The 26,347-nt window shown below is 63.4% G+C and carries 22 protein-coding genes; 9 read left to right on the top strand and 13 right to left on the bottom strand.

The window, feature by feature from the left end; translation table 11 throughout:
* Window positions 1-42 precede the first annotated feature (42 nt).
* The 3 genes from JHX88_RS13780 to JHX88_RS13770 form a co-directional block, all read right to left on the bottom strand.
* Window positions 43-534 carry a DUF2937 family protein gene (locus JHX88_RS13780; protein ID WP_076523543.1) on the bottom strand — a complete coding sequence of 164 codons (492 nt, stop codon included), beginning with the start codon at window positions 532-534 and terminating at the stop codon, window positions 43-45.
* Window positions 531-1,895 (bottom strand): proline--tRNA ligase, encoded by a 1,365-nt coding sequence (proS, locus tag JHX88_RS13775; RefSeq protein WP_076523541.1) that lies wholly within the window; start codon window positions 1,893-1,895, stop codon window positions 531-533. Before proS ends, JHX88_RS13780 begins: the two co-directional genes overlap by 4 nt.
* A 301-nt stretch (window positions 1,896-2,196) precedes the next feature.
* Entirely contained in the window at window positions 2,197-2,673 is a 477-nt protein-coding gene (locus JHX88_RS13770) for a hypothetical protein (protein ID WP_141225753.1), read from the bottom strand.
* A 108-nt stretch (window positions 2,674-2,781) separates the two neighbouring features.
* Between JHX88_RS13770 and JHX88_RS13765 the strand changes: the two genes are divergently transcribed.
* The 4 genes from JHX88_RS13765 to JHX88_RS13750 are packed head-to-tail and all read left to right on the top strand — an operon-like array spanning window position 2,782 to window position 8,504.
* Window positions 2,782-4,002, top strand: coding sequence for an AI-2E family transporter (locus tag JHX88_RS13765; protein ID WP_076523536.1), 1,221 nt, complete (start codon window positions 2,782-2,784; stop codon window positions 4,000-4,002).
* A 9-nt stretch (window positions 4,003-4,011) separates the two neighbouring features.
* On the top strand, window positions 4,012-4,701 hold the full coding sequence (locus JHX88_RS13760; protein WP_076523534.1) for a P-loop NTPase family protein: 690 nt from the start codon (window positions 4,012-4,014) through the stop codon (window positions 4,699-4,701).
* A 42-nt stretch (window positions 4,702-4,743) separates the two neighbouring features.
* Complete coding sequence (locus tag JHX88_RS13755; RefSeq protein WP_076523532.1) at window positions 4,744-6,909, top strand: RNA degradosome polyphosphate kinase; 2,166 nt, start codon at window positions 4,744-4,746, stop codon at window positions 6,907-6,909.
* Between the two features lie 56 nt (window positions 6,910-6,965).
* The gene (locus JHX88_RS13750) at window positions 6,966-8,504 is read left to right on the top strand and encodes a Ppx/GppA family phosphatase (protein ID WP_084202861.1); all 1,539 of its coding nucleotides are present in this window, start codon (window positions 6,966-6,968) and stop codon (window positions 8,502-8,504) included.
* 5 nt (window positions 8,505-8,509) lie between these two features.
* Here JHX88_RS13750 and JHX88_RS13745 read toward each other — a convergent pair whose 3' ends face one another.
* From JHX88_RS13745 to JHX88_RS13735, 3 genes are all read right to left on the bottom strand, one after another.
* Complete coding sequence (locus JHX88_RS13745; protein WP_076523530.1) at window positions 8,510-9,265, bottom strand: SDR family NAD(P)-dependent oxidoreductase; 756 nt, start codon at window positions 9,263-9,265, stop codon at window positions 8,510-8,512.
* A gap of 106 nt (window positions 9,266-9,371) precedes the next feature.
* Window positions 9,372-11,027, bottom strand: a complete 1,656-nt coding sequence (groL, locus tag JHX88_RS13740; protein ID WP_076523528.1) for a chaperonin GroEL — start codon at window positions 11,025-11,027, stop codon at window positions 9,372-9,374.
* Window positions 11,028-11,079: 52 nt separating this feature from the next.
* Window positions 11,080-11,367, bottom strand: a complete 288-nt coding sequence (locus JHX88_RS13735) for a co-chaperone GroES (RefSeq protein ID WP_076523526.1) — start codon at window positions 11,365-11,367, stop codon at window positions 11,080-11,082.
* A gap of 202 nt (window positions 11,368-11,569) precedes the next feature.
* On the opposite strand from JHX88_RS13735, the gene JHX88_RS13730 reads away from it, so the two are divergent.
* Window positions 11,570-12,580: a TraB/GumN family protein gene (locus JHX88_RS13730; protein ID WP_076523524.1), complete on the top strand. Its 1,011-nt coding sequence runs from the start codon at window positions 11,570-11,572 to the stop codon at window positions 12,578-12,580.
* Between the two features lie 135 nt (window positions 12,581-12,715).
* On the opposite strand, the gene JHX88_RS13725 is transcribed toward JHX88_RS13730, so the two are convergent.
* Together JHX88_RS13725 and JHX88_RS13720 are read right to left on the bottom strand one after the other, a co-directional pair.
* Entirely contained in the window at window positions 12,716-14,641 is a 1,926-nt protein-coding gene (locus tag JHX88_RS13725; protein ID WP_076523523.1) for a monovalent cation:proton antiporter-2 (CPA2) family protein, read from the bottom strand.
* Window positions 14,641-17,625 carry a hypothetical protein gene (locus tag JHX88_RS13720; protein ID WP_076523522.1) on the bottom strand — a complete coding sequence of 995 codons (2,985 nt, stop codon included), beginning with the start codon at window positions 17,623-17,625 and terminating at the stop codon, window positions 14,641-14,643. The genes JHX88_RS13725 and JHX88_RS13720 overlap by 1 nt, the downstream gene beginning before the upstream one ends.
* A gap of 191 nt (window positions 17,626-17,816) precedes the next feature.
* On the opposite strand from JHX88_RS13720, the gene JHX88_RS13715 reads away from it, so the two are divergent.
* Complete coding sequence (locus JHX88_RS13715) at window positions 17,817-18,830, top strand: SIMPL domain-containing protein (protein WP_076523520.1); 1,014 nt, start codon at window positions 17,817-17,819, stop codon at window positions 18,828-18,830.
* Between the two features lie 90 nt (window positions 18,831-18,920).
* On the opposite strand, the gene JHX88_RS13710 is transcribed toward JHX88_RS13715, so the two are convergent.
* Window positions 18,921-19,760 carry an AAA family ATPase gene (locus JHX88_RS13710; protein WP_076523518.1) on the bottom strand — a complete coding sequence of 280 codons (840 nt, stop codon included), beginning with the start codon at window positions 19,758-19,760 and terminating at the stop codon, window positions 18,921-18,923.
* A 182-nt stretch (window positions 19,761-19,942) separates the two neighbouring features.
* Here JHX88_RS13710 and dksA point away from each other — a divergent pair, with 182 nt between their 5' ends.
* From dksA to JHX88_RS13695, 3 genes are read left to right on the top strand one after another with little or no spacing between them, the layout of a single operon-like run.
* Window positions 19,943-20,365 carry an RNA polymerase-binding protein DksA gene (gene dksA, locus JHX88_RS13705; protein ID WP_076523516.1) on the top strand — a complete coding sequence of 141 codons (423 nt, stop codon included), beginning with the start codon at window positions 19,943-19,945 and terminating at the stop codon, window positions 20,363-20,365.
* 44 nt (window positions 20,366-20,409) lie between these two features.
* Window positions 20,410-20,988 carry a DJ-1/PfpI family protein gene (locus JHX88_RS13700; RefSeq protein WP_076523514.1) on the top strand — a complete coding sequence of 193 codons (579 nt, stop codon included), beginning with the start codon at window positions 20,410-20,412 and terminating at the stop codon, window positions 20,986-20,988.
* Window positions 20,985-22,115, top strand: a complete 1,131-nt coding sequence (locus JHX88_RS13695) for an FAD-dependent oxidoreductase (RefSeq protein ID WP_076523512.1) — start codon at window positions 20,985-20,987, stop codon at window positions 22,113-22,115. The genes JHX88_RS13700 and JHX88_RS13695 overlap by 4 nt, the downstream gene beginning before the upstream one ends.
* A 121-nt stretch (window positions 22,116-22,236) precedes the next feature.
* Here the strand turns inward: JHX88_RS13695 and glmM are convergent, their stop codons facing one another.
* The 4 genes from glmM to JHX88_RS13675 form a co-directional block, all read right to left on the bottom strand.
* A complete protein-coding gene (gene glmM, locus JHX88_RS13690; RefSeq protein ID WP_076523510.1) occupies window positions 22,237-23,580 on the bottom strand; it encodes a phosphoglucosamine mutase in 1,344 nt (447 codons plus the stop codon).
* Window positions 23,577-24,572, bottom strand: a complete 996-nt coding sequence (gene folP, locus JHX88_RS13685; RefSeq protein WP_084202857.1) for a dihydropteroate synthase — start codon at window positions 24,570-24,572, stop codon at window positions 23,577-23,579. Before folP ends, glmM begins: the two co-directional genes overlap by 4 nt.
* An 11-nt stretch (window positions 24,573-24,583) precedes the next feature.
* Entirely contained in the window at window positions 24,584-25,381 is a 798-nt protein-coding gene (locus JHX88_RS13680) for a dihydroneopterin aldolase (protein ID WP_076523508.1), read from the bottom strand.
* A 63-nt stretch (window positions 25,382-25,444) separates the two neighbouring features.
* Window positions 25,445-26,077 (bottom strand): cell wall hydrolase, encoded by a 633-nt coding sequence (locus JHX88_RS13675; protein ID WP_076523506.1) that lies wholly within the window; start codon window positions 26,075-26,077, stop codon window positions 25,445-25,447.
* Window positions 26,078-26,347: the final 270 nt, after the last annotated feature.

Below are 26,347 nucleotides of genomic sequence, written 5' to 3'. Positions count from 1 at the left end.
TCGCGAGGAATTACACGCTTTTTACAAGGAAGTCCTGCGGGCTCAACGCCAGCCGAGAGGATCCTGGCGGCGGCGGAAAAGCAGTCCGGCCAATCCGGCACCCAGCCAACCGAGAACAAGGCCGATGGCGGCCGCGACGAAGCCCGATCCGGTGACCGGAACCGCAGGGCGAAAATCGCTCCAGGTCGCGTCCAGGGTTTCGGGATCGCGCAGTCGGTGGGGCAGAAGCAGCCGCTCCAGCGGTGCGGCAGCGCGTAACATCTCGAGATCGTTCCGTGCGCGGTTCAGGCGGGTGAAGACGCGCTGCATGTCGGCGCGATGCGCCTCGCGGAAACCGCTGCCCGAAAGTTCGGCAAGAGCCTGATCGCGAGTCAACCCGGCCTCGCGGGCACTGCCGTCGAAATCCTCCGCCACTTTGGTCAGCGCATCGACCTGGCCGCCGAGACGCTGCAGGTACTGATCGGAAAACGCGGGAAACTGCGACATGGCGGCAGCACAGAGAACCGCCGCCGCCAGCCGCAGAAGCCGGATCATTTGTCGATCGCCGCCGTGTTCAGCACCGGCGCATAGATCGCGGCCAGCCGCGCCACGACATCCTTGGGCGACATCTCTTCGCTTTCACCGGTGCGGCGATTGGTCAGTTCGACCATGTTGTTCGCCAGCCCGCGCGGACCGACGGTGACCCGCCAGGGCAGGCCGATCAGGTCCATCCTGGCGAATTTCGCGCCCGCCCGCTCGTCGCGGTCGTCGTAAAGCGGGTCAAGCCCACGCGCCTGAAGCTCGGCATAGATCGCGTTGCAGGCACTGTCGGTCGAACTGTCGCCCTGTTTGAGGTTCACGATCCCGGCATGGAACGGGGTCACGCCCTCGGGCCAGATGATGCCCTTGTCGTCATGGCTGGCCTCGATGATGGCGCCCAGAAGGCGGCTGACGCCGATGCCGTGGCTGCCCATGTGGACGGGCACGCGATTGCCCTCGGGCGTAACCACCGTGGCGCCCATCGGCTCGGAATACTTGGTGCCGAAATAGAAGATCTGGCCGACTTCGATCCCCCGCGCGACGCGGCGGCGGGCCTCGGGGACCTGCTGGAACAGGGCGTCGTCATGGGTCTCGTCGGTCCGCGCATAGCGGCTGGTGAACTCTTCCAGCACGGCCTGGCATTCTTCCTTGCTGTCATAGTCGATCTGCCGGTCGCCAAAGGTCAGGTCGGTGATCTCGCTGTCATAGAAAACCTCGGATTCACCGGTTTCGGCCAGCACGAGGAATTCATGCGTATAATCCCCGCCGATCGGCCCGCCATCGGCCCGCATCGGGATCGCCTGCAGGCCCATCCGCTCGTAGCTGCGCAGATAGGTTACCAGATGACGGTTATAGGCGTGCAGCGCGTCTTCCTTGGTCAGGTCGAAATTGTAACCGTCCTTCATCAGGAACTCGCGGCCGCGCATGACGCCGAAACGCGGGCGGATCTCGTCGCGGAACTTCCACTGGATATGATACAGCGTCAGCGGCAGATCCTTGTAGCTGCTGATATTGCTGGACCGGAAGATGTCGGTGATCATCTCCTCATTGGTGGGACCATAGAGCAGATCGCGCTTGTGCCGGTCGCGGATACGCAGCATTTCCTCGCCGTAATCGTCGTAGCGGCCGCTTTCCCGCCAGAGATCGGCGGGCTGCAGGGTCGGCATCAGAAGTGGAATATGCCCGGCGCGCTGCTGTTCCTCATGCACGATCTGCTCGATCCGGCGCAGCACCTTGTAGCCGAGCGGCAGCCAGGAATAGATCCCTGCTGCCTGCTGCCGGATCATGCCGGCGCGCAGCATCAGCCGGTGGCTGACGATCTGGGCTTCTTTGGGGTCCTCTTTCAGGACGGGCAGGAAATAGCGCGACAGACGCATGACATGGTCCTTTGGGTTCGGGTCGAGCCGAGGGTTAGCGGATCAGCCCTGTCTTGCCAAGAAGCCGGAGGGGTGAAAAGCCGCCGCAACGGCAGCGAGCGTTGCGTTTCGGTGTTGCGCCGCCCGCGACAACGGGCTTGACCAGCGATTGTCGGGTTTTTGGCAGCACAACCCGTACACCGCGCGTACACAGGCTGTACACAGGGCGTACACAGACAGCGTAGGCTGCGGGGCGGTGGTCACGATTTGGTGTGGAGGTTCTGAGGGACCGGAGCGACGCGACATACGCGAGCCCAAACGATCATGAGCGCTTGGGTAAGGTCAGAAGATAGAGACCCACTGCAAAGATCAGCACCGCTGCAAGGACGGCCGCCTCAATGACCGATACAGTCCCGCTGAATACGGCAAGACCGATCAGTCCGATGATCAGGTAAACAATGAGCGGTGCGTAAAGCCAGAACCGGAATGCGCGCCAGCGGCGTGTGGTCAGTCCAAACACAAGCTGAAAAATCGCCAGCCCACCTAACGGAGTCAGCATGATCAGGATCGTCCCTGTGTCCGGGGAACGCAGAGAGCCGGGCGTGAATATCTGGCCGACGAATTGCGCCGTGAAGAGCCAGACAGTTCCTAAGCCAATGACAAAGGCGGCAGTATAGGCAAAAAAGTCAAAAGCCGTGGATCGGTGGGTCATGATCGAATTCGTCCAGGGTTGAAGTTCGCCTCTGGAGTTTAGCGTCATCATCTCGTGAGGTGAAGGATGCGGTGCAAAGCGCGCCAAGCCAACCCTGCCGCGGCGCAGGCGCGGGCTGCGAGCGTCATGCCGCATCTTGCAACCTCCCTTCAACCCGGCCACATTCACCCCGTATCATTCAAGCGGAGAGACGCCATGAGCGTGCCGGTGCGGAAACAGGTGATGTGGTGGGGTGTCGCGGCGCTGGTGCTGTTCGTGGCCATGTGGCTGCTGGGGCAGGCGGTTCTGCCCTTCCTGCTGGGGGCGGGCATCGCCTATATGCTTGATCCCATAGCCGACCGGCTGGAGCGGATGGGCCTGTCGCGGACCATGGCCGTGGTGGTGATCACCGCCGGGGCGGTGTTCATGCTTGCCGCCGTGATCCTGCTGCTGGTGCCGACATTGCTGCGCCAGGCTGCGGCGCTGATCGAGACCGCCCCGGAGATGATGGACAAGGCGCGCGGTTTCGTCTACATCCATTTCCCCGAGTTGGTGCCCGAAGGCGGTACGATCGGATCGGCGCTCAGCGATCTGGGCCAGGCCATGGGCGAACAGCTCGGCAAATTCGCGGGCACGCTTCTGGGCTCTGTGCGGGGCGTGTTCGGGGTCGTTGCCCTTTTTGTGATCGTGCCGGTGGTGACCTTCTACCTGCTGCTGGACTGGGACCGGATGGTCGAGCGGATCGATGCACTGCTGCCGCGTGAACATGCCGTCACCGTCCGCCGCCTCGCGACCGAGGTAGATGGCGCGCTGTCCGGTTTCCTGCGCGGGCAGGGGCTGGTGATCCTGATCCTCGGGACATGGTATTCGCTGGCGCTGGCTCTGGTTGGCCTGCCATTCGGCTTTTTCATCGGTATCATGGCGGCCGTGCTGTCATTCATCCCCTATGTCGGCGTGCTGATCGGCGGGGCGACGGCCATTGGCGTCGCGCTGTTCAGCTTTTGGGGCGATCCGCTCTGGATCGGCGCCGTCGTGGTGATCTTTGCCATCGGGCAGGTGGTCGAGGGCAATTACCTGCAACCCAAGATCGTCGGCGGACATGTCGGACTGCACCCGGTCTGGCTGCTGCTTGCCCTGTCGGTCTTCGGCGCGCTGTTCGGTTTTGTCGGGCTGGTGCTGGCCGTGCCGCTGGCTGCCGCCCTGGGGGTGCTGACCCGGTTCCTGATCGAGCGTTATCTCGAAAGCCCGCTCTATACCGGCAAGACCGCTCCGCCCGAACCGGCGCCCCCGGTTCTGGTCGAGCTGGCGCCGCGGGGCACATTGGTCACCGAACTGCACAAGGCCTATCGGCGCGAGGAAGCGGAAAACAACGAGAAGATCGCCGAAGCCGACGCCGGCGGGCCGGTGCAGCACGATGTCCCGAACAGGCAGGGCTGAGATATCGGTTTGCCCCGGCAATTGACCCTCGACCTGACCACGCCACCGGCCTTTTCGCGTGGCGATTTCCTCCCCGCCGCGGCGAATGAGGCGGCGCTGCTGACGCTGGACTCGCCGCAGGACTGGCCGCAGGGGCGGATGCTCCTGATCGGGCCGGAAGGGGCGGGCAAATCGCATATGGCGGCCTTCTGGGCGGCAGAGAACGGGGCGCGCAAGGTCACGGCGGCGGGGCTGCTTCCGGAGGCGAGCGATCACCTGGTGGCCGAGGGCGGGGCGCTGGTGGTCGAGGATGCCGATCACGCGGGCTTTGCCGCCGGGGCCGAGCAGGCGCTGTTCCATCTGTGGAACCTCTGTGGCGCGCGCGACTGCCTTTTCCTGCTGACCGCCCGCAGCGCTCCGCGCGATTGGGGGCTGGTGCTGCCCGATCTGCGTTCGCGCATGGATGCGATGGCGCAGGTCAGGCTGGGGCCGCCGGACGAGGCGCTGCTGGCCGCGGTGCTGGTCAAGCTGTTCGCCGACCGGCAATTGACCGTCTCTGCCGGGCTGATCGATTGGCTGGTGCTGCGCATGGATCGCGACCTTGGACTTGCCCGGCGATTGGTGGCCGCGATGGATCGTGCCGCGATGGCGCGCAAGGGGCCGGTGACCCGCCGGATCGCCGCCGATCTGCTGGACAAGCTGTCCCCGGTTGACGCATGATCTGCCGGCGATTTTTCGCCCTTCGAATCTTATCCGGATAGCATGACCCAGGCCAATTTCCTTCGAAACCCGTTTCCTGAACCCAAAGAACTGCCATCGGGCCCCCCCGAGGGACCGGCGCGTTTCTTCAATCGCGAACTGAGCTGGCTCAGCTTCAACTGGCGGGTTCTGGACGAGGCGAGAAATGCGCGGGTGCCGCTGCTGGAACGGTTGCGTTTCGTGTCGATCAGCGCGGGCAACCTGGACGAGTTCTACACTGTCCGCGTGGCGGGCCTGCGCGAACTGGTGCGAGAGGGCAACACTACGCCCTCCGATGACGGGTTGACCGCTGCCGAGCAATTGAAGCTGATCGATGCCGATGCCCGCCGCCTGATGAGCGCGCAGCAGGGCGTCTGGAACCGCCTGCGCCGCGAGATGGAAGAGCAGGGGATCATGATCCTGTCGCGCCGCAACATCACCCGCGCGGAAGAGGAATTCCTGCGGCAGCATTTCGAGAACAAGGTCTTCCCGGTGTTGTCACCGCTGGCCATCGACCCGGCGCATCCCTTTCCCTTCATCCCGAATGCCGGGTTCTCGCTGGCGCTGGAACTGGCGCGCGAAACCGATGGCCAGCGGATGCAGGCGCTGCTGCCGATCCCGGCGCAATTGCAGCGCTTCATCCCGTTGCCGGGTGGCCAGCGTTTTCTGCGGCTGGAAGAACTGCTGCTGATGCATCTGTCCAGCCTGTTCCCCGGCTATCGCGACACCGGGGATTGCGCCTTCCGGGTGCTGCGCGACAGCGATCTCGAGGTCGAGGAGGAGGCCGAGGACCTGGTCCGCGAATTCGAGACGGCGCTGAAACGCCGCCGCCGGGGCAGCGTGATCCGGCTCAAGATCACCGCCGGTGCGCCGGAGCGGCTGCGCCGCCTGATCATGGAAGAGCTGGAAGTCACTCCCGACGAGGTGGTCGAGGTCGAGGGACTTCTGGGCATGGCCGATCTGGGCGAGCTGGTGCTGGACAATCGCCGCGACCTGCTTTGGCCCGGTTTCACTCCGCGCGTGCCCGAGCGGGTGCAGGACCATCACGGCGACATGTTCGCGGCGATCCGGCAAAAGGACATGCTGCTGCATCACCCCTATGAGACCTTCGACATGGTGGTGCGGTTTCTACAACAGGCGGCGCGCGATCCGAACGTGCTGGCGATCAAGCAGACGCTTTACCGCACCAGCCGCGACAGCCCGATCGTCGAGGCGCTTTGCGAGGCGGCCGAGGCGGGCAAATCCGTCACCGCCCTGGTGGAATTGAAAGCGCGTTTCGACGAGGCTGCCAATATTCGCCAATCGCGGCGGCTGGAGCGGGCGGGGGCGCATGTTGTCTATGGTTTCGTGAACTACAAGACCCATGCCAAGATCAGCACCATCGTGCGGCGCGAAGGGGATGCGCTGGTGACCTACACCCATTACGGCACCGGCAATTATCACCCGATCACGGCACGGATTTACACCGATCTGTCGATGTTTACCTGCGATCCGGCCCTGGGGCGGGATGCCACCAAGGTTTTCAATTACCTGTCGGGATATGTTCAGCCGGACGGGCTGGAGAATCTGTCGATCTCTCCGATCGACATGAAGGAAAACCTGCTGGCCCTGATCGCACGCGAGGCCGAACTGGCCCGGCAAGGGCGCCCGGGGGCGATCTGGGCCAAGATGAATTCGATCATCGAGACCGATGTGATCAAGGCGCTTTACGCGGCCAGCAATGCGGGGGTCCAGATCAGCCTTGTCGTGCGGGGTATTTGCGGAGTAAGGCCCGGTATCAAAGGGTTGTCAGAAAATATTCGTGTAAAATCCATCATTGGCCGTTATCTTGAACATTCCCGGATCGTCTGTTTCGGCAATGGTCACGGCCTGCCATCGAAAAAGGCGCGGGTGTTCTTTTCCTCGGCCGACTGGATGGGGCGCAACCTGTCACGCAGGGTCGAAACGCTGGTCGAATGTCATAACGAGACCGTCAAGGCCCAGATCACCAGCCAGATCATGGCCGCGAACATGGCGGACGAGGCGCAAAGCTGGCTCTTGCAGCCGGACGGGCGATTCGTGCGCTACCTGCCCGACGGGCGCGAGGATCTGTTCAACTGCCACCGATTCTTCATGGAGAACCCGTCGCTTTCGGGGCGTGGCACTGCGGGGGCGCGTGACGTGCCGGCACTGACCCATTCTGCCGATTGACGGATAGCACAGATCACGCCATTAACTAGGGCGATGCGCAAGCAGGGGGCTTTGCAATGAACGGCGTCCGCACTTCGACCGGGCAGATGGTAGAGCCTTTCGGCGATAATTTCTTTGCCAAGCTGCCAAAGCGCGCCTTGTCCCGGGTTGGGGTGGTCGATGTCGGCTCGAACTCGATCCGGCTGGTGGTGTTCGACGGCGCCGCGCGCTCGCCCGCCTATTTCTACAATGAAAAGGTCATGGCCGGGCTGGGGCAGGACATGGCCACGACCGGACGGTTGAACCCGGCAGGGGTCGAACGGGGATTCGCCGCGCTGCGCCGTTTCGCGGCCCTTGCCAAGGGCATGGATATCGAGCCGCTGACCTGCGTGGCCACCGCGGCCGTGCGCGAAGCAGAAGACGGCCCCGAGTTCCAGGAACGTGTCGAGCGTGAAACCGGTCTCAAGCTCTGGGTCATCGATGGCGAGGAAGAGGCGCGGCTATCGGCGCAGGGCGTGCTTCTGGGCTGGCCCGAGGCCAAGGGGCTGGTCTGCGATATCGGCGGCAACTCGATGGAGCTGGCCGAGGTCGAGGGCGGCAAGGTCGGCCGGCGCGTGACCTCTCAGCTTGGTCCGTTCCGGCTTCAGCAAGTTCAGGGTGGCAAGGACGGGTTGCGGAAACATATCCGCGGGATCATGGCGGAACTGGCAGAGAAGATGGGGACCGATCACGAGCGGATCTATCTGGTCGGTGGATCCTGGCGGGCGATTGCCCGGCTGGACATGGAACGGACCGGCTATCCGATGACCGTGCTGCATGAATATCGCATGACACCGGATTCGGTGGGCAAGACGGTGGACTGGATCGCCGAACATGATCTGAACCAGTTGCGCGGCCGCGTCGGTATCTCGTCTTCGCGGATGGAACTGGTGCCGCTGGCATCCAGGGTGCTGTCTGAACTGATCGCGACGTTCAAGCCTGCCGAACTGGCGGTGTCCAGCTATGGAATCCGCGAGGGGCTGTTATACGAGCAGATGTCCGACCGGTTGCGCAAGCGCGATCCGCTGATCGAGCTGGCCCGGTTCACCGAACGGCAAATGGCGCGGATGCCCGGTTTCGGCAAGAAGCTGTATCAGTTCCTGCTGCCGATCTTTCAGGACGTCCCGCCAGAGCGTGAGCGCCTGATCCGCGCCGCCTGCCTGATGCATGACACGACATGGCGCGCCCATCCCGATTACCGCGCCGAGGTCTGTTTCGACAATGTGACCCGCGCCAATATGGCGGCGCTGAGCCATCAGGAACGGATCTTCCTGGGCTTGGCACTGCTGCACCGCTACAAGAACAGCCGCTCGAAATCGCCGATGGCCCCGCTCTTCGAACTGCTGTCCAAGGACGAGCTGCGCGAGGCCGAGATCCTCGGAAAGGCGATGCGTTTTGGCGCGATGTTCTCGATCGACGATCCTTTCGAGGCCGGGGAACTTGTGTATCGGCCCGATGACGGGCAGCTTGAACTGAAGCTGACGGCAACCGGGCGGAACCTGGCCGGGGAAGTGGTCGAGTCCCGCTTCAAATCCCTGTGCAACGCGATGGAGGTCGAGCCTGTCGTCAGCGCGTAAACGATTCAGGCAGGGGTTTTCCGCAAGGCGGGAAGGCCGACGCCGGTCGACTCGAAGCCGCCATCGACAGCCAGCACCTGCCCGGTGATATAGCTGGCCTTCTCGCTTGCCAGGAAGGTGATCGCCTCGGCCAGTTCTTCCTCGCTGCCATAGCGGTTCAACGGGATCGCGTCGTGATAGGCCGCGATGATTTCCGGGCTGTGGACGGCCATGGCCAGCTTGGTGCGAACCGGGCCGGGCGCGACGCAATTGGCGCGGATACCGTGTTCGCCCAGCTCGGCGGCCTGCTGGCGGGTCAACTGGATCACGGCGGCCTTGGAGGTCCCGTAAGCCACCCGCAATGTCGAGCCGCGCAGCCCCGAGATGGAGGCGATGTTCACAATGGCTCCGCCCTGTTTTTTCAGTGCCGGAATGCAGGCTTGGCTGACCAGGAACGTGCCATCCAGATTGGTGGCCATCACGCTGCGCCAGCGGGCGAAATCGGTCTGCTCGATGGGGCCGAAATCCGCGACTCCGGCATTGTTCACCACGGCGTCGATGCGGCCGGTCCGCGCCAGCACCTCGGCAACCATCGTCTCGACCCGGTCGGGATCCGAGATATCGCAATCGACCGCGAAACCCTGTGAGATAGCGGGGGTGGCCTTTGCCAGCTCCTCGCTGTCGCGGTCCACCAGGGCGACTTGCCAGCCTTGCGTCGAGAACAGCCTGGCCGTCGCAAGGCCGATCCCGCGTGCTGCGCCGGTGACGATTGCCGTTTTCATCGCTGTCCCTCCTGCTCGATTTCCGCAGCAGAATAGGGTTGTGGCGACAAAAGAAAAGGGCGCCCGAAGGCGCCCTTTCCGTATCTGCCTGAGGGCAGGGGGATGATTACATCATTCCGCCCATGCCGCCCATTCCGCCCATGGCGTCCATGCCGCCACCGGCACCGCCCTGGCCTTTCGGCTCGGGCTTCTCGGCGATCATGGCTTCGGTGGTGATCAGGAGACCGGCGACCGAGGCTGCGTCTTCCAGCGCGGTGCGGACAACCTTGGCCGGATCGATCACGCCGAACTTGAACATGTCGCCATATTCTTCGGTCTGGGCGTTGAAGCCGAAGGTCTTGTCTTCGGATTCGCGGATCTTGCCGGCAACCACGGCACCGTCGACGCCTGCGTTGTCGGCGATCTGGCGCAGCGGAGCTTCAAGCGCGCGGCGCACGATGGCAATGCCCGCTTCCTGATCCGCGTTTTCACCTTTCATGCCATCCAGGACCTTGGCGCCCTGCACCAGCGAGACACCGCCGCCGATCACGACACCTTCCTGAACGGCCGCGCGGGTCGCGTTCAGAGCGTCATCGACACGGTCCTTGCGCTCTTTCACTTCGACTTCGCTCATGCCGCCGACGCGGATCACGGCAACACCGCCGGCCAGCTTGGCCACGCGCTCTTGCAGTTTTTCCTTGTCGTAATCCGAGGTGGTTTCCTCGATCTGCTGGCGGATCTGCGAAACGCGTGCTTCGATCTCGGCCTTGTCACCATTGCCGTCGACGATGGTGGTGTTGTCCTTGTTGATCGAAACATTCTTGGCGGTGCCCAGCATGTCGATGGTGACATTCTCGAGCTTCATGCCAAGGTCTTCGCTGATCACCTGACCGCCGGTCAGAACTGCGAGGTCCTGCAGCATGGCCTTGCGGCGATCGCCGAAGCCCGGAGCCTTGACGGCAGCGATTTTCAGACCGCCGCGCAGCTTGTTGACGACCAGGGTCGCCAGGGCTTCGCCCTCGACATCCTCGGCGATGATCAGCAGCGGTTTCTGCGACTGGATCACCGATTCCAGGAGCGGCACCATCGGCTGGAGCGAGGACAGTTTCTTCTCGTGCAGCAGGATGTAGCAGTCTTCCAGCTCCGCGATCATCTTGTCGGGATTGGTCACGAAATAGGGCGACAGGTAGCCGCGGTCGAACTGCATGCCTTCGACGACATCGACCTCGGTCTCCATGCCCTTGTTCTCTTCGACGGTGATCACACCCTCGTTGCCGACTTTCTGCATCGCGTCGGCGATCTGGCGGCCGATCGAGGCTTCGCCATTGGCCGAGATGGTGCCGACCTGCGCGACTTCGTCGCTGTCGTTCACGGGGCGCGAAGCGGCCCTGATGGCCTCGACGACTTTCAGCGTGGCCGCGTCGATGCCGCGCTTCAGATCCATCGGGTTCATGCCGGCGGCGACCGCCTTCATGCCTTCCTTGACGATGCCCTGGGCCAGGACCGTCGCGGTGGTGGTGCCGTCACCGGCCTCGTCATTGGTGCGCGAAGCGACTTCGCGGACCATCTGGGCACCCATGTTCTCGAACTTGTCGGTCAGTTCGATTTCCTTGGCGACCGTCACACCGTCCTTGGTGATGCGCGGAGCGCCGAAGGACTTGTCGATCACCACGTTGCGGCCCTTGGGACCAAGCGTCACCTTCACCGCGTCGGCGAGGATGTTGACGCCCTTGAGCATCCGGTCGCGAGCATCAGTACCGAATTTGACTTCTTTGCCAGCCATTTGATTCTCCTGGAAATTTTATCGTGAAGTTGCGTATCCGGGGGCGGCTGTATCAGCCGGTAATGCCCAGAATGTCGCTTTCCTTCATGATCAGCAGTTCTTCACCGTCGATGGTGACTTCGGTGCCCGACCATTTGCCGAACAGCACGCGGTCACCTGCCTTGACGGCCGGTGCGATCAGTTCGCCCGAATCCTTGCGCGCGCCTTCGCCGACCGAGATGATCTCGCCTTCAGCGGGTTTTTCTTTGGCGCTATCGGGGATAATCAGACCGCCCTTGGTCTTTTCGTCAGATTCGACGCGGCGGACCAGCACGCGGTCATGCAGCGGTTTGAAAGCCATGAGTGAACACTCCGATGTTTCAGGTTGCAGTGTCATTGTTGGCACTCACCACCTGTGAGTGCCAATAGCGCTGATCTAGGCAAGTGCTGCACCACTGTCAACGGGAAGTTCAGATAATTTGAAGGACATTCCGCTAGCAGGCAGAGTTGAAACATGCCAGCTTGCCCCGCATATGGCAGTTCAAGGGAAAGGCAGGTTTCGGATGCGCGTTTTGCTGGCGGGACTTTTTGCGCTTTGGGCGGGTGCTGCGGCCGCGATGACCTGCGAAGGCAGGAACCTGATCGCGGCACTGCCGGAGGGCACGCAGGACCGGTTGGATGCGGCGGTTGCCGAAATCCCCAATCACAGCGGCATCCTGTGGCGCGCCACCAGGGATCAGGCGCAGATCACCCTGGTTGGCACCTATCATTTTCCCGATCCCCGGCATCAGCAAGTGCTGAAGCGGTTGGCCAATCCGCTGGAAAACGCCGCCGCCCTGTATGTCGAGGCCGGGCCCAAGGAAGAAGCGCGGCTGACCCGGGCACTGACCGAGGATCCCTCGCTGATGGTCAACGAGGAAGGGCCCACATTGCCCGAGAGGTTGAACGAGGCAGAGTGGAAGACATTGTCCGACGCCATGGCCGAACGCGGGTTGCCCGCCGCCGTTACCGCCAAGCTGCGGCCGTGGTATGTGGCGATGATGATCGGCGTGTCGCCCTGTGTGCTGCAGGGTGCGGCACAGTCGGGCGACCTTCAGGGCCTCGATCACCTGCTGATCGGCAAGGCCGAGGAAGCGGAACTGCCGATCCGCGCGCTCGAGCCGTGGGATACCGTCTTTACCCTGTTCTCGGGCATGACGGACAAGGAAGAGGAAAACATGATCCGCTCGGCGCTGCCTGCCGCTGCCTATGCCGATGATTACGCGGTGACGCTGACGGATGCCTATTTCGCCGGAGATATATGGGCGATCTGGGAATTCGGGCGTTTCGATGCCTATGAAAATTCGGGGCTCGACAAGCAAGAGGTGGATGAGCAATTCTCCTTTGCCCAGACCCGGCTGATGGATCAGCGAAATCAAAGCTGGATCGATCGGCTGACAAAAGGGGCCGAGGCCGCGGCGAAAGACGGCAAGGGTGTCGTTGCGGGCTTCGGCGCATTGCATCTGCCGGGCGAGCAGGGGGTCCTGCGGCTTCTGGAAAAGCAAGGTTGGATGATCGAACGGTTGGATGGATAGCCATTGATCGACAATGCAAGCCTTCGCCCTTGAACCCGAGGCGCCTTTGACAAGAGAGGTGCTCGGGTTGCCGTTTGAATGCGTAGATACAAGAGCATAAGTCCTGGCGTTTCAGTGAAATGCCGGGACCATGGCTCAACGTCCTCCAGGGCGCGAGTTGCGGACCGGATGATCGTGGGCTGGTGCAGTCTCCTTTTCCTTCTCGGAGGGCAGCGGAGGATCGTCGGAATTGTCGGCGAAACGATTCATCAGTGCGGTTTCAAGAGTGCGATTCAATTCCCGGCTGAGTTGGATATATTCGGGATTCTGTTCCAGCGGAACGCCGGGTTTCCAGACTTCGGCCAATTCACGCAGCGAGGCGCGGTCGAGGCGGTAGAAGATCTTTTCAAGCTCGGCAGCCTCGAATGCGGACAGGCCCGCATTTTCAAGGACGTAACGGCCGGCGCGCAGAGAGCTGTCGAACATTTCGCGCACTATGTCATTCGCCCCGGCGGCATAGAGTTGGTAGACATTCACCCGGTCGCGCGCGCGGGCGATGATATGCAGATCGGGGCGGCGTTCGCGCGCATATGTGATCAGCTTCAGATTGGCAGCCGGATCGTCCAGCGCCGCGACAAGGATACGGGCCTTCTCCAATCCTGCGGCGGCAAGGATTTCGGGCCGCGTCGGATCGCCGAAATAGCCCTTGAAGCCAAAGCGGCGCATGACCTGGATCACCTTGAGATCGTGGTCCAGGACCGTGGTCTGAAATCCGGACATGGTGACCATACGGTTGATGACCTGACCGAAACGACCGATGCCGGCGATAATGATCGGCTGTTGCTCGTCGATGTCATCGTCAGGTGTCTCTGGTTCCGATATCTCGCTGAGGCGGCGTCTCAGCTGCGCATGGATAATGAACAGCAGGGGGGTGACGAGCATGGACAGGGCGATGACCAGCAGGAAACCCTTGGCGAGATCATCCGGCAGAATCGCCAGCGCGACCGCGTAAGAGATCAGGACGAAGCCAAACTCCCCCGCCTGCGCAAGTGACAGGGTGAATAGCGAGCGATCCTTTCGCCCCATTTTCGACCGATGGGCGATCAGCCAGAGCACCGCGGCCTTGGTCCCGATCAATGCCGCGGTGATGCCGAGCACCGGAACCGGCTTGTCGAACAGAAGCTGGAAATCCATTCCTGCGCCGACGGTGATGAAGAACAGGCCGAGAAGCAGCCCCTTGAACGGTTCGATCTGGGCTTCCAACTCGTGCCGAAACTCGGACCCGGCCAGCATTACCCCGGCCAGGAAGGTGCCCAAGGCAGGGGACAGGCCGACGAGGATCATCAGCGAGGCGATCCCGACGACGATCAGCAGGGCCATCGCCGTTTCCATCTCGCGCAGGCGGGAAGAGACGACAAAACGGAAGACCGGGCGGATCAGGTATTGCCCCAGCAGGATCACGACGCCAACCGCGGCCAGGGTCGTCAGGGTCGCGGCCCAGCCCGGCAGGTTGGCCATCAGCGCCTCGCCGATATGTTCGTCGCCATGCCCCGCCTCGCCCTGCGGCGTGACGGGAGCCAGTAGCGGCATCAGCGCGATCATCGGGATCACCGCGATGTCCTGGGTCAGCAATACGGAGAATGCCGAACGCCCGCCGCCGGTCTGCATCAATCCTTTTTCCGTCAGCGTTTGCAGCACGATCGCGGTCGAGCTGAGCGACAGGATCATCCCGACCGTCAGCGCCACCTGCCAGTCGAGGCCGAAGCCGGTGCCGATCAGTGCGATCAGCAGGATCGTGGCCAGGATCTGCGTGCCGCCAAGCCCGATCAGCTTGCTGCGCATGTTCCAGAGGCTTCGCGGTTCCAGTTCCAGCCCGATCAGGAACAGCATCATGACCACGCCGAATTCCGCGAAATGCTGCAGATCGCTCATCTCCGAGCCGGTAAGGTTCAGGACCGGGCCGATCAGGATGCCGCAGATCAAGTAGCCCAGAACCGAACCGAGCCCCAACCGCGCCGATAGCGGTACGGCGATAACCATCGTGATCAGATAGACGGTGGCCAGCAGCAGGAAGTTTTCCATTACTGCCCGCTCAACACCGAAAGCTGTTTCGTCCGCCCGCCTTCGACATAGGTGATCCGGCTGTTTCCGATTTCGGTGATCTTCCCGCCATTGATCTTGTCACCAAGGCGCAGGGTGATGATCTTTCCGTTGGACAGGCGGACCAGGGCGCGGCTGGCCTTGCCGGCACCGATCGTGCCGATGATCTGGGTGCGGTTGATCCTGATGCCGTCCTTGACCGTTGCCGCAGAGGCAACCGAGGACGGGGTGCGGCCAGCGGGGATCTGACTGGCCACTTCCGGCTCTTTTTCCGCTTCGGGCGGGGTGTATTGCTGCTGGCGCGCAGCGGCGGCGCGCGCTTCGGCTTCGGCCTGGGCACGGGCGCGGGCTTCGGCTTGGGCTCGGGCCTGCGCCTCGGCCCGTGCGTCGGCGGCCGCGCGTTCGCGGGCACGGGCCTCTGCCTGCGCCTGCAATTCGGCATCCTGTCGGCGCTGCTCGGCAAGGGCGGCCTCGCGGGCGCGTTCGGCTTCCTGTTCCTTCGCGGCGGAACGCAGGTCATCGGCCGTCGGAGCGGATGGGGTGGCGTCGCCGCGCCGTGGAGGGATCGCAGATGAAGTAAGCGCCGTCAAAGCGACGGCGCCCGGTGAAGCTGTGCTGTTTTCGACGGCAGATGCGATTGCGTCCTCTACCGCGGCCTTTGACAGGCTTGGATCGCCCGGGTCCGAGCCGCTTTCGGCCCGGGCGGCGACCGATCCGGGACGTTCTGCAGGCCGGCTGGAGTGATCGAGGCCGGCGAGGCTGGCTCCACCACCACCGCCGCTGCTTCCGCCTCCGCCGTCAGCATCGGCGCGGGATTCCGGGCGTTCGGAACTCGTGAGCGCATCGGCGACTGCATCGCGGACCGCGTCTTGCGAGGGGCCGGCGACAGAAACCGGTTTGCGCTGTGGTCGCGCCTGCGCGAGTCGAATGACCGCGCCATGTTCAGTTTCGGAAAGCCCAGTTGAACCAGCCTGCGCCGTTCGCAGATCGCGCAGCAACCCTTCGAGGAAGAGCTGCTCCGACCGGGTCAGGCGAGTATCGTTTTCGTCGTCGGTCGTGCTGCCTTCCTCCAGAAAAGTCAGATCGTCCGGACGGACAGGTGGCCGCGGCGAGGGGCCGGGCGAGGGCGTGGAAGAGGTCGCGGTCTCGGGCGGGGCGGTTGTCGCCGGTTGCGGTGCGGGTTCCTCGCTCGTGGCCGTCGGGGTTGTGGCCGGAGCGGTGCTGGTCGCGGCAGGACGTGATGGCGGGCGTTGGCCGGTCACTTGCTGCGGCGCGGGCTCGGTTCTCTGCTCATAGGGTTGCGGGTTGGCGGGGACCGTCGGGCGCTGGTCGTTCGACGCGGGAGTCTGCGCCTGCTGAGGAGCCGCGCGTGGCGGGCGGGCCGAACTGCTCAGTTGCTGCGCGGCAGGCTCGGCCGTGGCAGGTTCAGAAGGTTCGACCGGAGCCGATGCTGTCTCGGTGGAAGCATCGGCGGGTTCTGCGGCAGGTGCCGCGGCGACCGCTCGTTCGACGGCCTGTCCGCTTGCGATCTGCGCGGCTTCACCTTGCAGTATTTGCGGCTGCGATTGGGATTCCGGGCTGGCCTCGGTTTCCGGGGAAACCCCGTCCTCGACCTCTTCCGTGCCGGAAGGGTTGGCGATCTGCTCTGCTGCGTTCGTGTCCTGCAACGCCTCGGTCAGGGCGGCGGTCAGGGCGTCCTGCGACGCATCTTCGGACATGTCCGGATCGGTATTGGCGGGATCGTTCGCCGCGCTGTCCTGTGCCGTCGCGTCTTCCGGACGCGCATCGGGCGCTGTTGCGGCTTGTTCTGTTCCGTCCTGTTCCACCGGTTCGATCTGCGGATCGGCTGTGGCCTGGGAATCGGGTTCCGTAGGGACGGTCTGATCCGATGCTGTCCTGTCAGCCTCTGCCAACTCGCCGGTTTCGGCCTGGGAGGCCGGTGTCTCGGTGGTTTGCGGGCCGTTGCCGGGCGATCCGCCCAGAAACAGCAATGCCACCAGCATGACAGCGACAAGCAAACCGATCATGATGGTCAATGTGCTTGGCGGAGAGTTCTGCCACCGTTGCAGAAGCCCGCCAGCTTTCACCGGATCGGAGGCATCCGCGTCGTTACGCCGATTACGGGCTTCGGCCGCCTTTGCATGGATGGCCTTCGCGCGTGGAGACAGCCCTGCCGGAACGGGCCCGGGGCGGCGATCTCCATGGCGGATGACTGCCGGAGCGCCCGCCCCGTGATTGCTGTCATCTGTCTCGGGCTCTTCGGAGGATGTGGCATCAACCTCGATCGCTTCCTTCGGGAAGGCGGGTTCTGCATCGGCAGCAGCAGCCGGTTCCGGCATGACATAATGCGGAGGGATACGGGAAATCACCGGCTGCTTGTCTTCGGGCTCTGCGATCTCGATCCGGTCCGATGTCACTGCTGCCTGTTGCAGGTCGGGCTTGCTGAAGGGTGGTACGCTGCGTTCCTGTTGCGCCAGTTCCGAGGCGCCGAAATCCGGTTGGCCATCGAAACGCTCATCGCCGGGACGGGCCATGAACCCGGAAGGGCGAAAACCCTGCACCCGGGCGAAATCCTCGGCCTCTTCCAGCGTCTTGCGGGCGACGGCGGCCACCCGCAGGCTGTCGATCCTGCCATCCTCGTCAGGGCACCAGTCGAAGGCCAGTTCCTCGGCCTTGTAGGGCGTCATTCCTTCCAGGGCCCGACCGATCGCGGCCGGCACATCCGCGCCGGGGGATGCCGTCAGCCGCGTATAGAGGATCTGGTCGTCCGGGATGACCAGCACCGTATCCAGTTCAGAGCTGCCGTGACCGTGATCTCCGCGCAATGCGTTGAGTTTGGCGGCTACGTTGCCTTCGGAAAACGGGGCCTGTCCCAGGGGCTGCCAATCCAGTCCCTCTCGCCGCTCCAGCAGCACGGCATCCTGGGTAAAGCTCATTGCGAATTCAGGGGCGGCGTGTTTATTCATATTTCGGTTTCGTCGCTCAAATAAGGTTGCGGCGTCCCTTTGCCGCGATTTGGTGGAGTCTAGCATGAACTACCCCAATTTGTAGTGTGAGAAAAGCGAAACTGGCGCATCTGTGAACGCTTTTCGATGAACGAAACCGCCTTGATCGGCGTTACTCCGCTGACTGATACCCGAAGAAGAAGGAAAATCGGATGACTCTGTATTCTCCCCGTTTGGGCAATGCCCTGATGGCCGTAACGGCCGGCCTTGCCCTGACATTCGCAACGACTGCCCTCGCATCGCCCGGCAGCGGCCATGAAGGAGGCATGAAGCAGGGGCATCATGGCTGCGGGGCGCGGGGCGGCATGATGATGTCGCGCCTGACCGTGACCGGGCAGGGCGAAGCGCGGATCGCGCCCGACCTCGCGGAAATCCGGCTCGGCGTGACCTCGCAGGCGGACAGCGCGGCGGCGGCGATGGAGCAGAATGCCGAACAGCAAACTGCCGTGATCGAAGCCCTGAAAGATGCGGGCATCGCGGCAGGGGATATCCAGACCTCGGGCCTGAACCTGCAGCCGAGAATGGAATATCCCGAGAACGGTGCGCCGACCATCAATGGCTACGAGGCGACCAACATGGTTTCGGTGCGTGTCGCCGAGGTGGAGAAACTGGGTGAGGTTCTGGATGCCATCGTCGCGGCCGGGGCGAACCAGATCAACGGCATCAACTTCAAGCGCGAGGATGCGGGCGCAACCGAGGATGAAGCCCGCCGCGCCGCCGTCGAGGATGCTCGCCACAAGGCCGAGATCCTGGCGGAAGCCGCGGGGCTCAGCCTCGGTCCGGTGATCGTGATGCGCGACGCGCCGGTTGCGGATGGGCCGCGCCCGATGATGATGCGCGCCGAGGCGGCCAGGGATGCGTCGACGCCGGTCGAGGCGGGCGAACTCTCGGTTTCGGCGCAGGTGCAGATCGACTATGCGCTGCGCGGCGAAAAGGGGGGCAAAGCGTGCGGTCCGCATGGGGGCAAGCGTGGCGGACATGGCGGGATGCAGGATGACGGCGGTGCCGAAGATCAGGCCGCGCCGGCAGATGACGCGGGCGAGGCCGATCCGGCGATGGAAACGGATGCCGCCCCTGACGAGCAGGCCGAAACCGATGCCGAGGCAGCCGGGGAAGCAGATGTCGAAGTCGAACCAGCGCCGGAAGACGCTCCCGCATCTAACTGATCGAATTCATGAAGATAAAAAGGAGGGGGCGGTTACGCCCCCTTTTTCATGTCCGGTCCGGAAACTGTGCGGCCTTGCGACCGCGCAGGATCATCTCTGCCGTCGTGCCATGAAGGCAAGCTTTTCGAACAGCGCGACATCCTGTTCGTTCTTCAAAAGGGCGCCATGCAGTTTGGGCAGCATCTCACCGGCATCGCGCTTCAGATCCTCGGGGGACAAATCCTCGGCCAGGATCAGCTTGAGCCAGTCCAGAAGCTCGCTGGTCGAAGGTTTTTTCTTCAGCCCCGGTGCCTCGCGCAGCTCGAAGAACTGGCCGAGCGCTTCGTCCAGCAGGCGCGGTTTCAGTCCCGGATAGTGCACATCGACGATGGCGCGCAGCGTTTCGGCATCGGGGAACTGGATATAGTGAAAGAAACAGCGGCGCAGGAAGGCGTCGGGCAGTTCCTTCTCGTTGTTGGAGGTAATGATGACCACGGGCCGGTGCCTGGCGCGGATCGTCTGGCCGGTTTCGTACACATGAAACTCCATCCGGTCGAGTTCCTGCAGCAGATCGTTCGGGAACTCGATATCGGCCTTGTCGACCTCATCGATCAGCAGCACGGTTTTCTGCTCGGCCTCGAAGGCTTGCCACAACTTGCCCCGGCGGATGTAATTGGCGACGTCATGGACGCGCTCATCCCCAAGCTGGCTGTCGCGCAATCGGCTGACCGCATCGTATTCATACAGGCCTTGCTGGGCCTTTGTCGTTGATTTCACATGCCATTCGATGATGGGAAGGTTCAGGCTTCCCGCTACTTGCCGGGCCAGTTCGGTCTTGCCGGTGCCGGGTTCGCCCTTGACCAGCAGCGGACGCTCCAGCGTGACGGCGGCGTTGACGGCGATTGCGAGCTCGGGCGGTGCTACATAGCGCTCTGTCCCGGTGAATTGCATGAGGCTCTCCTTTTGCGCGAAAATCATTTTCTGACTCTCGTTATTGGCGTGCATGCGCTGTGTTACGATTTGTTCATACGGTCAAATAGCGAATATTGGGCTAGTGACAACCTCTGCGGCTTCCGGTAATGGGGCGCCCAAGGTGCCGGATTTATGTTCCGCCCGGCGCCGCCGGAGGACCTATGAAAGCCCAAACCTTCCTTCCCCAGGATTACCGCCCCGCTGAAGACGAAGCATTCATGAATGACCGGCAGTTGGAATATTTCCGCCGGAAGCTGGAGGCCTGGAAGCAGGAATTGCTGGATCAGTCGGCCGAAACGCTTGAAGGGTTGCAATACAGTGCCCGCAGCGTGCCGGATCTGGCGGATCGCGCCAGCGAGGAAACCGATCGCGCGCTGGAGCTTCGCACCCGCGACCGTCAGCGCAAACTGGTCAGCAAGATCGACGCCGCGTTGCGCCGGATCGAGACGGGCGAATACGGTTACTGCGAAATAACCGGCGAGCCGATCAGCCTGAAGCGTCTGGATGCCCGTCCGATCGCCACCATGACGCTGGAGGCGCAAGAGCGTCATGAGCGGCGCGAGCGCGTGCATCGCGACGATTGACCGGGGCATAAGGCTGCCCCCGTCGCTTCAAAAGGAGGGTGCAGATGGACATGACCGCGTTGAAGCCGGTTCTGATCGTGCTGATCGACCGGTTCGCCGATTGGGAAACCCCGCTGATTTCGGGAATCGGCGGGGATTTTTATGGTCTGCAGACCTGCCACGCGACCCCCGGCGGCGGAGACGTGATCTCGATGGGTGGTCTGACCGTGACCGGCCTGCCGGATATCCAGTTGCAGGGTGACGAGGTGATCGTGCTTTGCGGCAGCGATGGCTGGAGCGGTGAGGACGCGCCGGATCTGGGCGATATGCTGCGTGCCGCTCATGACCGGGGCCAGACCGTCGCGGCGATTTGCGGGGCGACGCTCGCATTGGCGCGGGCAGGGCTGCTGGAGGGGCGTAGGCACACGTCGAACGGGCTGGATTTCCTGCGCGACAGGCTGCCTGACTATACTGCGGCGGCTGATTACAGCGATGTTGCCCATGCCGTTGGCGATGATGGGATTATTACTGCCCCCGGCACCGCCCCCGTGACCTTCGCGGCGGAGGTTCTGCGCGCCGCCGGGCTGCCGAAGGATGCGCTTGCCCAGTTCCGCCAGATCGCGTCGGCCGAGCATTCTGCATGAGTGGCGCATTGCGGGATCGCCCCGTGACCATCGTCGGTGCCGGTGTGGCTGGTCTGACCGCGGCCATCGCATTGGCACGGCGAGATGCCAGGGTCACGGTTCTGGAACGCGCGCCGGCCATTCGCGAGCTTGGGGCGGGGCTGCAATTGTCACCCAACGCGATGCGGGTGATCGATGCACTGGGGCTGGGCGAGGCTTTGCGCGGCATTTCCTTGCGCAGCAATGCTGTGCAGTTGCGCGATACCTCCGGTGCACAGGTGGCGAAGCTCGATCTGTTGCGTCACCGGCCAGATGACGATTTTCGCCTGGTTCATCGCGCAAGGCTGATCGAATTGCTGGCCGCTTCCGCCCGCTCTGCCGGCGTGGAGATTCGGCTGAGCCAGGAGGTCGCGACGCCACCGGAGGGAGGTCTGATCATCGGTGCCGACGGTTTACGCAGCGCGATCCGGACCGCGTTGAACGGCCGTGAGGTGCCCTTCTTCACGCATCAGACGGCATGGCGCGCGGTCATTCCCGATGCCACTGGCGCGCCGCCAGAGGCACAGGTCTTCATGGGACCGGGCCGCCATCTTGTCAGCTATCCGCTGGTCGGGGGGCTGCGCAACCTGGTCGCCGTGCAGGAGCGGCATGAATGGCAAGAGGAGGGCTGGTCGCACGAGGACGATCCCGATCACCTGCGCAGGGCTTTCGCCGCATTTGGCGGACCGGTGCCGGAATGGCTGGATGCCGTGACGGAAACTCATATCTGGGGATTGTTCCGCCATGACGTCGCCAGGCGCTGGCAGGATGGGCGCTGCGTTCTGATAGGTGATGCCGCCCATCCGACATTGCCTTTCATGGCGCAAGGGGCGGCCATGGCGATCGAGGATGCCTGGATCCTGGCGGCATGCCTCGACGCAGGGCCCGACCAGCCAACGGCGCTCAACCGCTTCGATAGCCTCCGCCGGTCAAGGGTGGAAGGTATCGTTGCCGCCGCGAATGCGAATGCCCGCAATTATCACCTGACCGGCCCGCTCCGTTTCGCGGCTCATACGGCGCTGCGCTTGGCCCACCGTTTCGCGCCGGGGCACCTGCTTGGCCGCTTCGACTGGCTCTACGATTACGACTCGGTCGCGATCACGTTCTAGTATTCCTCTTCATGCAAATATCCCGCAGGGGGTCTGGGGGCGGCGTACGCCCCCAGCTATCGCGGGACGCAACAAGCGCAACGCCTGTCGCATAGCGCTTTTCCAACTCCGACAATCCGGCTCAGGCCGCCTTTTCGACCGCCTCGACGATTCCGTCGACCACCTCGTGCAGCACGATTTCGTCCTGAGCCTCGGCCATGACCCGGATCAGCGGCTCGGTTCCGGACTTGCGTATCAGCACCCGGCCCGAACCGCCCAGTCTCGCCTCTGCGGCCGCGATGACCGATTGCACCGCCGCAGCTGCCAGCGGATCGCTCCCCTCGGCATAGCGCACATTCTTCAGCAGTTGCGGCACCGGCTCGAATTGCGATACGAGGCGGCTGGCCGGATCGTCGCAATTGGCCATGGCCGCAAGGAATTGCAGTGCCGCGATCAGCCCGTCCCCGGTCGTCGCGTAATCGGTCATCACGATATGACCCGATTGTTCGCCCCCCAGGTTATAGCCCGCCTCGCGCATCCGCTCGACCACGTAGCGGTCGCCGACGCGGGTCCGTTCAAGCTGCAGCCCGTGCCCCGCCAGGAAATGCTCCAACCCCAGGTTGGACATCACCGTGGCGACCAGCGCACCGCCCCGCAGCCGTCCCTGCGCCGCCCAACGCGAGGCCAGCAAGGCCATGATCTGGTCGCCATCGGCCAGCTTGCCCTTTTCGTCGACGATCTGCACCCGGTCGGCATCGCCATCCAGGGTGATGCCCAGATGCGCGCCATGCCGGACCACGGCCTCGGCGCAGGCTTCTGGATGGGTGCTGCCGACGCCGTCATTGATATTGAAACCGTTGGGCTCTACCCCAAGCGGGATCACATCGGCGCCCAGTTCCCACAGGACCTCGGGAGCGGCGCGATAGGCCGCGCCATGCGCGCAATCGACCACCACCTTGAAGCCGTTCAGCCGCTGCCCGCCGGGAAAGGTCGTCTTGGCATATTCCACGTAACGCCCGCGACCGTCGTCGATCCGCTTGGCGCGGCCGATATTGTTGGGCTGCGCGGGCACGATCTCGGCCGCCACGATCTTCTCGATCTCGGCCTCGGCCTCGTCGGACAGTTTGAAACCGTCCGGCCCGAAGAACTTGATGCCGTTATCCTGCGCCGGGTTGTGACTGGCCGAGATCATGATCCCCAGATCGGCACGCATCGAGCGGGTCAGATATCCCACTGCGGGTGTCGGCACGGGGCCAAGCAGCAGGACATTCATGCCGGTCGAGGTCAGCCCTGCTGTCAGGGCATTCTCCAGCATGTAACCCGAAAGCCGCGTATCCTTGCCGATGACCACCCGGTGCCCGTTGCGCTTGTCGCGGCGAAAGAACCGCCCCGCGGCAGCTCCAAGCCGCAGTGCCATCTCGGCGGTCATCGGGTGGGTGTTGGCGCGACCGCGCACGCCATCGGTTCCGAAAAGCTTTCCGCTCATTTTCCTGCCTCATCATTTTGTGCGAGTGCTTGCCACAGCCGCATGCCCTGCGCAATTTCGGCGACATCATGGACGCGGTGGAGCTGTATCCCCTGCGCCAGCGCCGCCAATGTCAGGGCGAGAGTTCCGGGCATGCGGTCCGCAGGGCGTTCCGCACCGCTGATTGCGCCGATGAACCGCTTGCGGGAAAGCCCCAGAAGAATCGGACAGCCCAGCCCGTGATACAAGGATATCCGCCTCAGCAGCGCCAGGTTGTGATCCTGCGTCTTGCCGAAGCCGATTCCCGGGTCGATGAAGATGCGCGCGCGCGGAATGCCTGCCGCCTCGGCCCGCGCCACCCGCGCCTCGAGCGCGTCATAGACATCCAGCAGAACATCGTCATAGCGGGGGTCGTCCTGCATGGTTTCGGGCTTGCCCTGCGCATGCATCAGGCAGACCGGCACCGAGGTTTCGGCGACCAGTTGCGCCAGTTCCGGATCGAAATCGAAGCCAGAGACGTCATTGACCATCACCGCCCCCGCGTCCAGCGCCGCATTTGCGACCGCTGCCTTGCGGGTGTCGACTGACATTGGCACCCGTTTCGCCAGCGCGCGGATGACCGGTTCTATACGGGCGATTTCCTCGGGAACCGGGATTTCCCTTGCGCCGGGCCGGGTCGATTCTCCGCCGATATCGAGGATATCCGCCCCCGCCGCGATCAGCGCCTCGCCTTGCCTGAGCGGGTCGTAGCTGCCGCCATCAGAGAAACTGTCGGGCGTGGCGTTGATTATGCCCATCAGGCGCGGGCGATCGAGCGAAAGCCCCAGCAGCGGTGGCCGCGCCGCGGTGAGGCGCTGCAGGACCTCTTGCGGGACCTCGTCGCAGATGCGCGGAGACTGGCCGCGTGCGAGGATCTCGATCTGCGAAAATCCGACCCAACCGCCAGCCAAGCGCCAGCGGCCACCTGAAGGCTGGGGGATGGGGCGATAATAATGGCGGTGGGTTTCTTCCATTACGGACAATTTCAGTTCTTCGGTTTTGCAGCGCGGGAGATTCTGGCGCGGCAGCCATGCGGCGCATCCGGCAGCGCAGTGCCATCAGGCAGCGCCACCTCGATCTCCCTTGCGCCAACACGATCCGCAAGCCATCCCGCCAGAACCATGGGCTCTGCCCCGATGCCGTCTATATCGACGGCCAGCCGTGCCGGTGCCCAGATCACCGGGCGGGTGGCCCTGATCGCGTCATCCAGCTCGGTCCGGCTTTGGGCCACTTCCAGCCCCAGCTTGCCCGCCAGGGCCCATGCGGCCTGATCCAGTGCCAGAAGCGCGATCCTTTGGGCATCGCCCCCCTCGGGCAGGGGCAGGCCTGGCCTGTCTGGTACGATGATCACCGCCCCATCCGGCACGGCAGCCGGAGCGGCCCAGAACATCACCGTCGCGGGCAGGTCTGTCTTCTCGGCGGGGACCTGGCCGAGATTGCGGCTGATCGTGATTCCCAACGCGCCCGGACCACGGTCCAGCTTCTCGACACTGACCTCTACCCGCAGGGCCGCGGGATGGGCGAGGATTTCGGCGGCGATCTTTTCCGCCAGGGTCTCGACCAGGTTATATCGCTGATCGGCCAGCGCGACCGCGACCGCCTGCGTGAGGACATCGTAAGACAATATGCTGTCGACCTGATCGTCCCGACTCGCGGCCAGGTCGCGCAGCTCGACCGTCAGGTTAAAGCGCAGTCGCTGCGGGTTGCCCCGCTCGGACTGAAAGGCGCCGATATCGGCGGCGACCACATGGTCGCGCAGGTGGATGCGGTCACGAATTTCCATAACCGCCATTCACCGCAAAACGGACTTCTACGCAAGTTAATCCTGAGCGCGCCGAAGCGGAATTCAGTTGGATGCGACCCGGTGCTGTCCGCGATAGAAGATATGCTGGCCAATCCGCGCGGTGCGCTGGAAACGATGCGACCATGCGGGCCGAACCGAAGGAGTGTGGAAATATGTGGCCCCGTTGGTCAGAACCCGAGGCGCACCTTGCAGCGCGTCCTTGGCCACCTTGAGAACACGCTGATAAGCGCTCTTGTTGCGGATCGTCTTGCGTCCGCCGATCGTATAGCTGAACTGCATCGGCTGATTCACCACGGTGCAAACCGTCGAGGGGAACACGCGGCTTTCAACCCGGTTCAGGATCACTTCTGCAACGGCAGCCTGTCCTTGCCGGCCTTCACCTCGGGATTCGAAATACAGCGCCTCGGCGAGGCATTGCAGTTCGGTTGCCGAATAGCGCGGCGTCGAATGGGCGAGATACATTTCTTCCGGGCCGCCAACAATCGAAGCAGCGACATCGATACCGGCATAGAGGAGCGGCTTGGAACGGGGCATTTCCATGGGCAGCGCAATGCTCCCATAGGGCTCTAGGTTGGGAGAAAAGAGCATACCACTTCCGTCGGAAGCGGCGACCGGGGCAGCAGGCAGGGCGACAGCGACACAGATCTGCATCAGCCGGTGAAGCAGCTTAGGCATAGGCAGTCCTAATATTTTATTTTACCCATTGAGCGGGTGACGTAGGCGGCGACCGCGAGCAGGTGGTTACCAAAATCGCCTGATGCTTAGTATTTTGGCTCTTGACAGTTCCACATCACATCGGCGTCATAACCGAATAACCCATGCTGCGGTGCAGAATGGGCGATATTTTGCCGACACACTCGTGCCGGGATGGCGAGATTCGGCGAAATCGCCCCTGAAATATGGCCGGTTCGGAACTATTTCTGGCGCGCGCGATACGAAAGAAGC

Origin of the sequence: Paracoccus saliphilus (genome assembly GCF_028553805.1) — a bacterium.
In the GTDB taxonomy this organism is placed as follows: domain Bacteria; phylum Pseudomonadota; class Alphaproteobacteria; order Rhodobacterales; family Rhodobacteraceae; genus Paracoccus; species Paracoccus saliphilus.
This window is presented reverse-complemented; position numbering and strand designations above follow the sequence as displayed.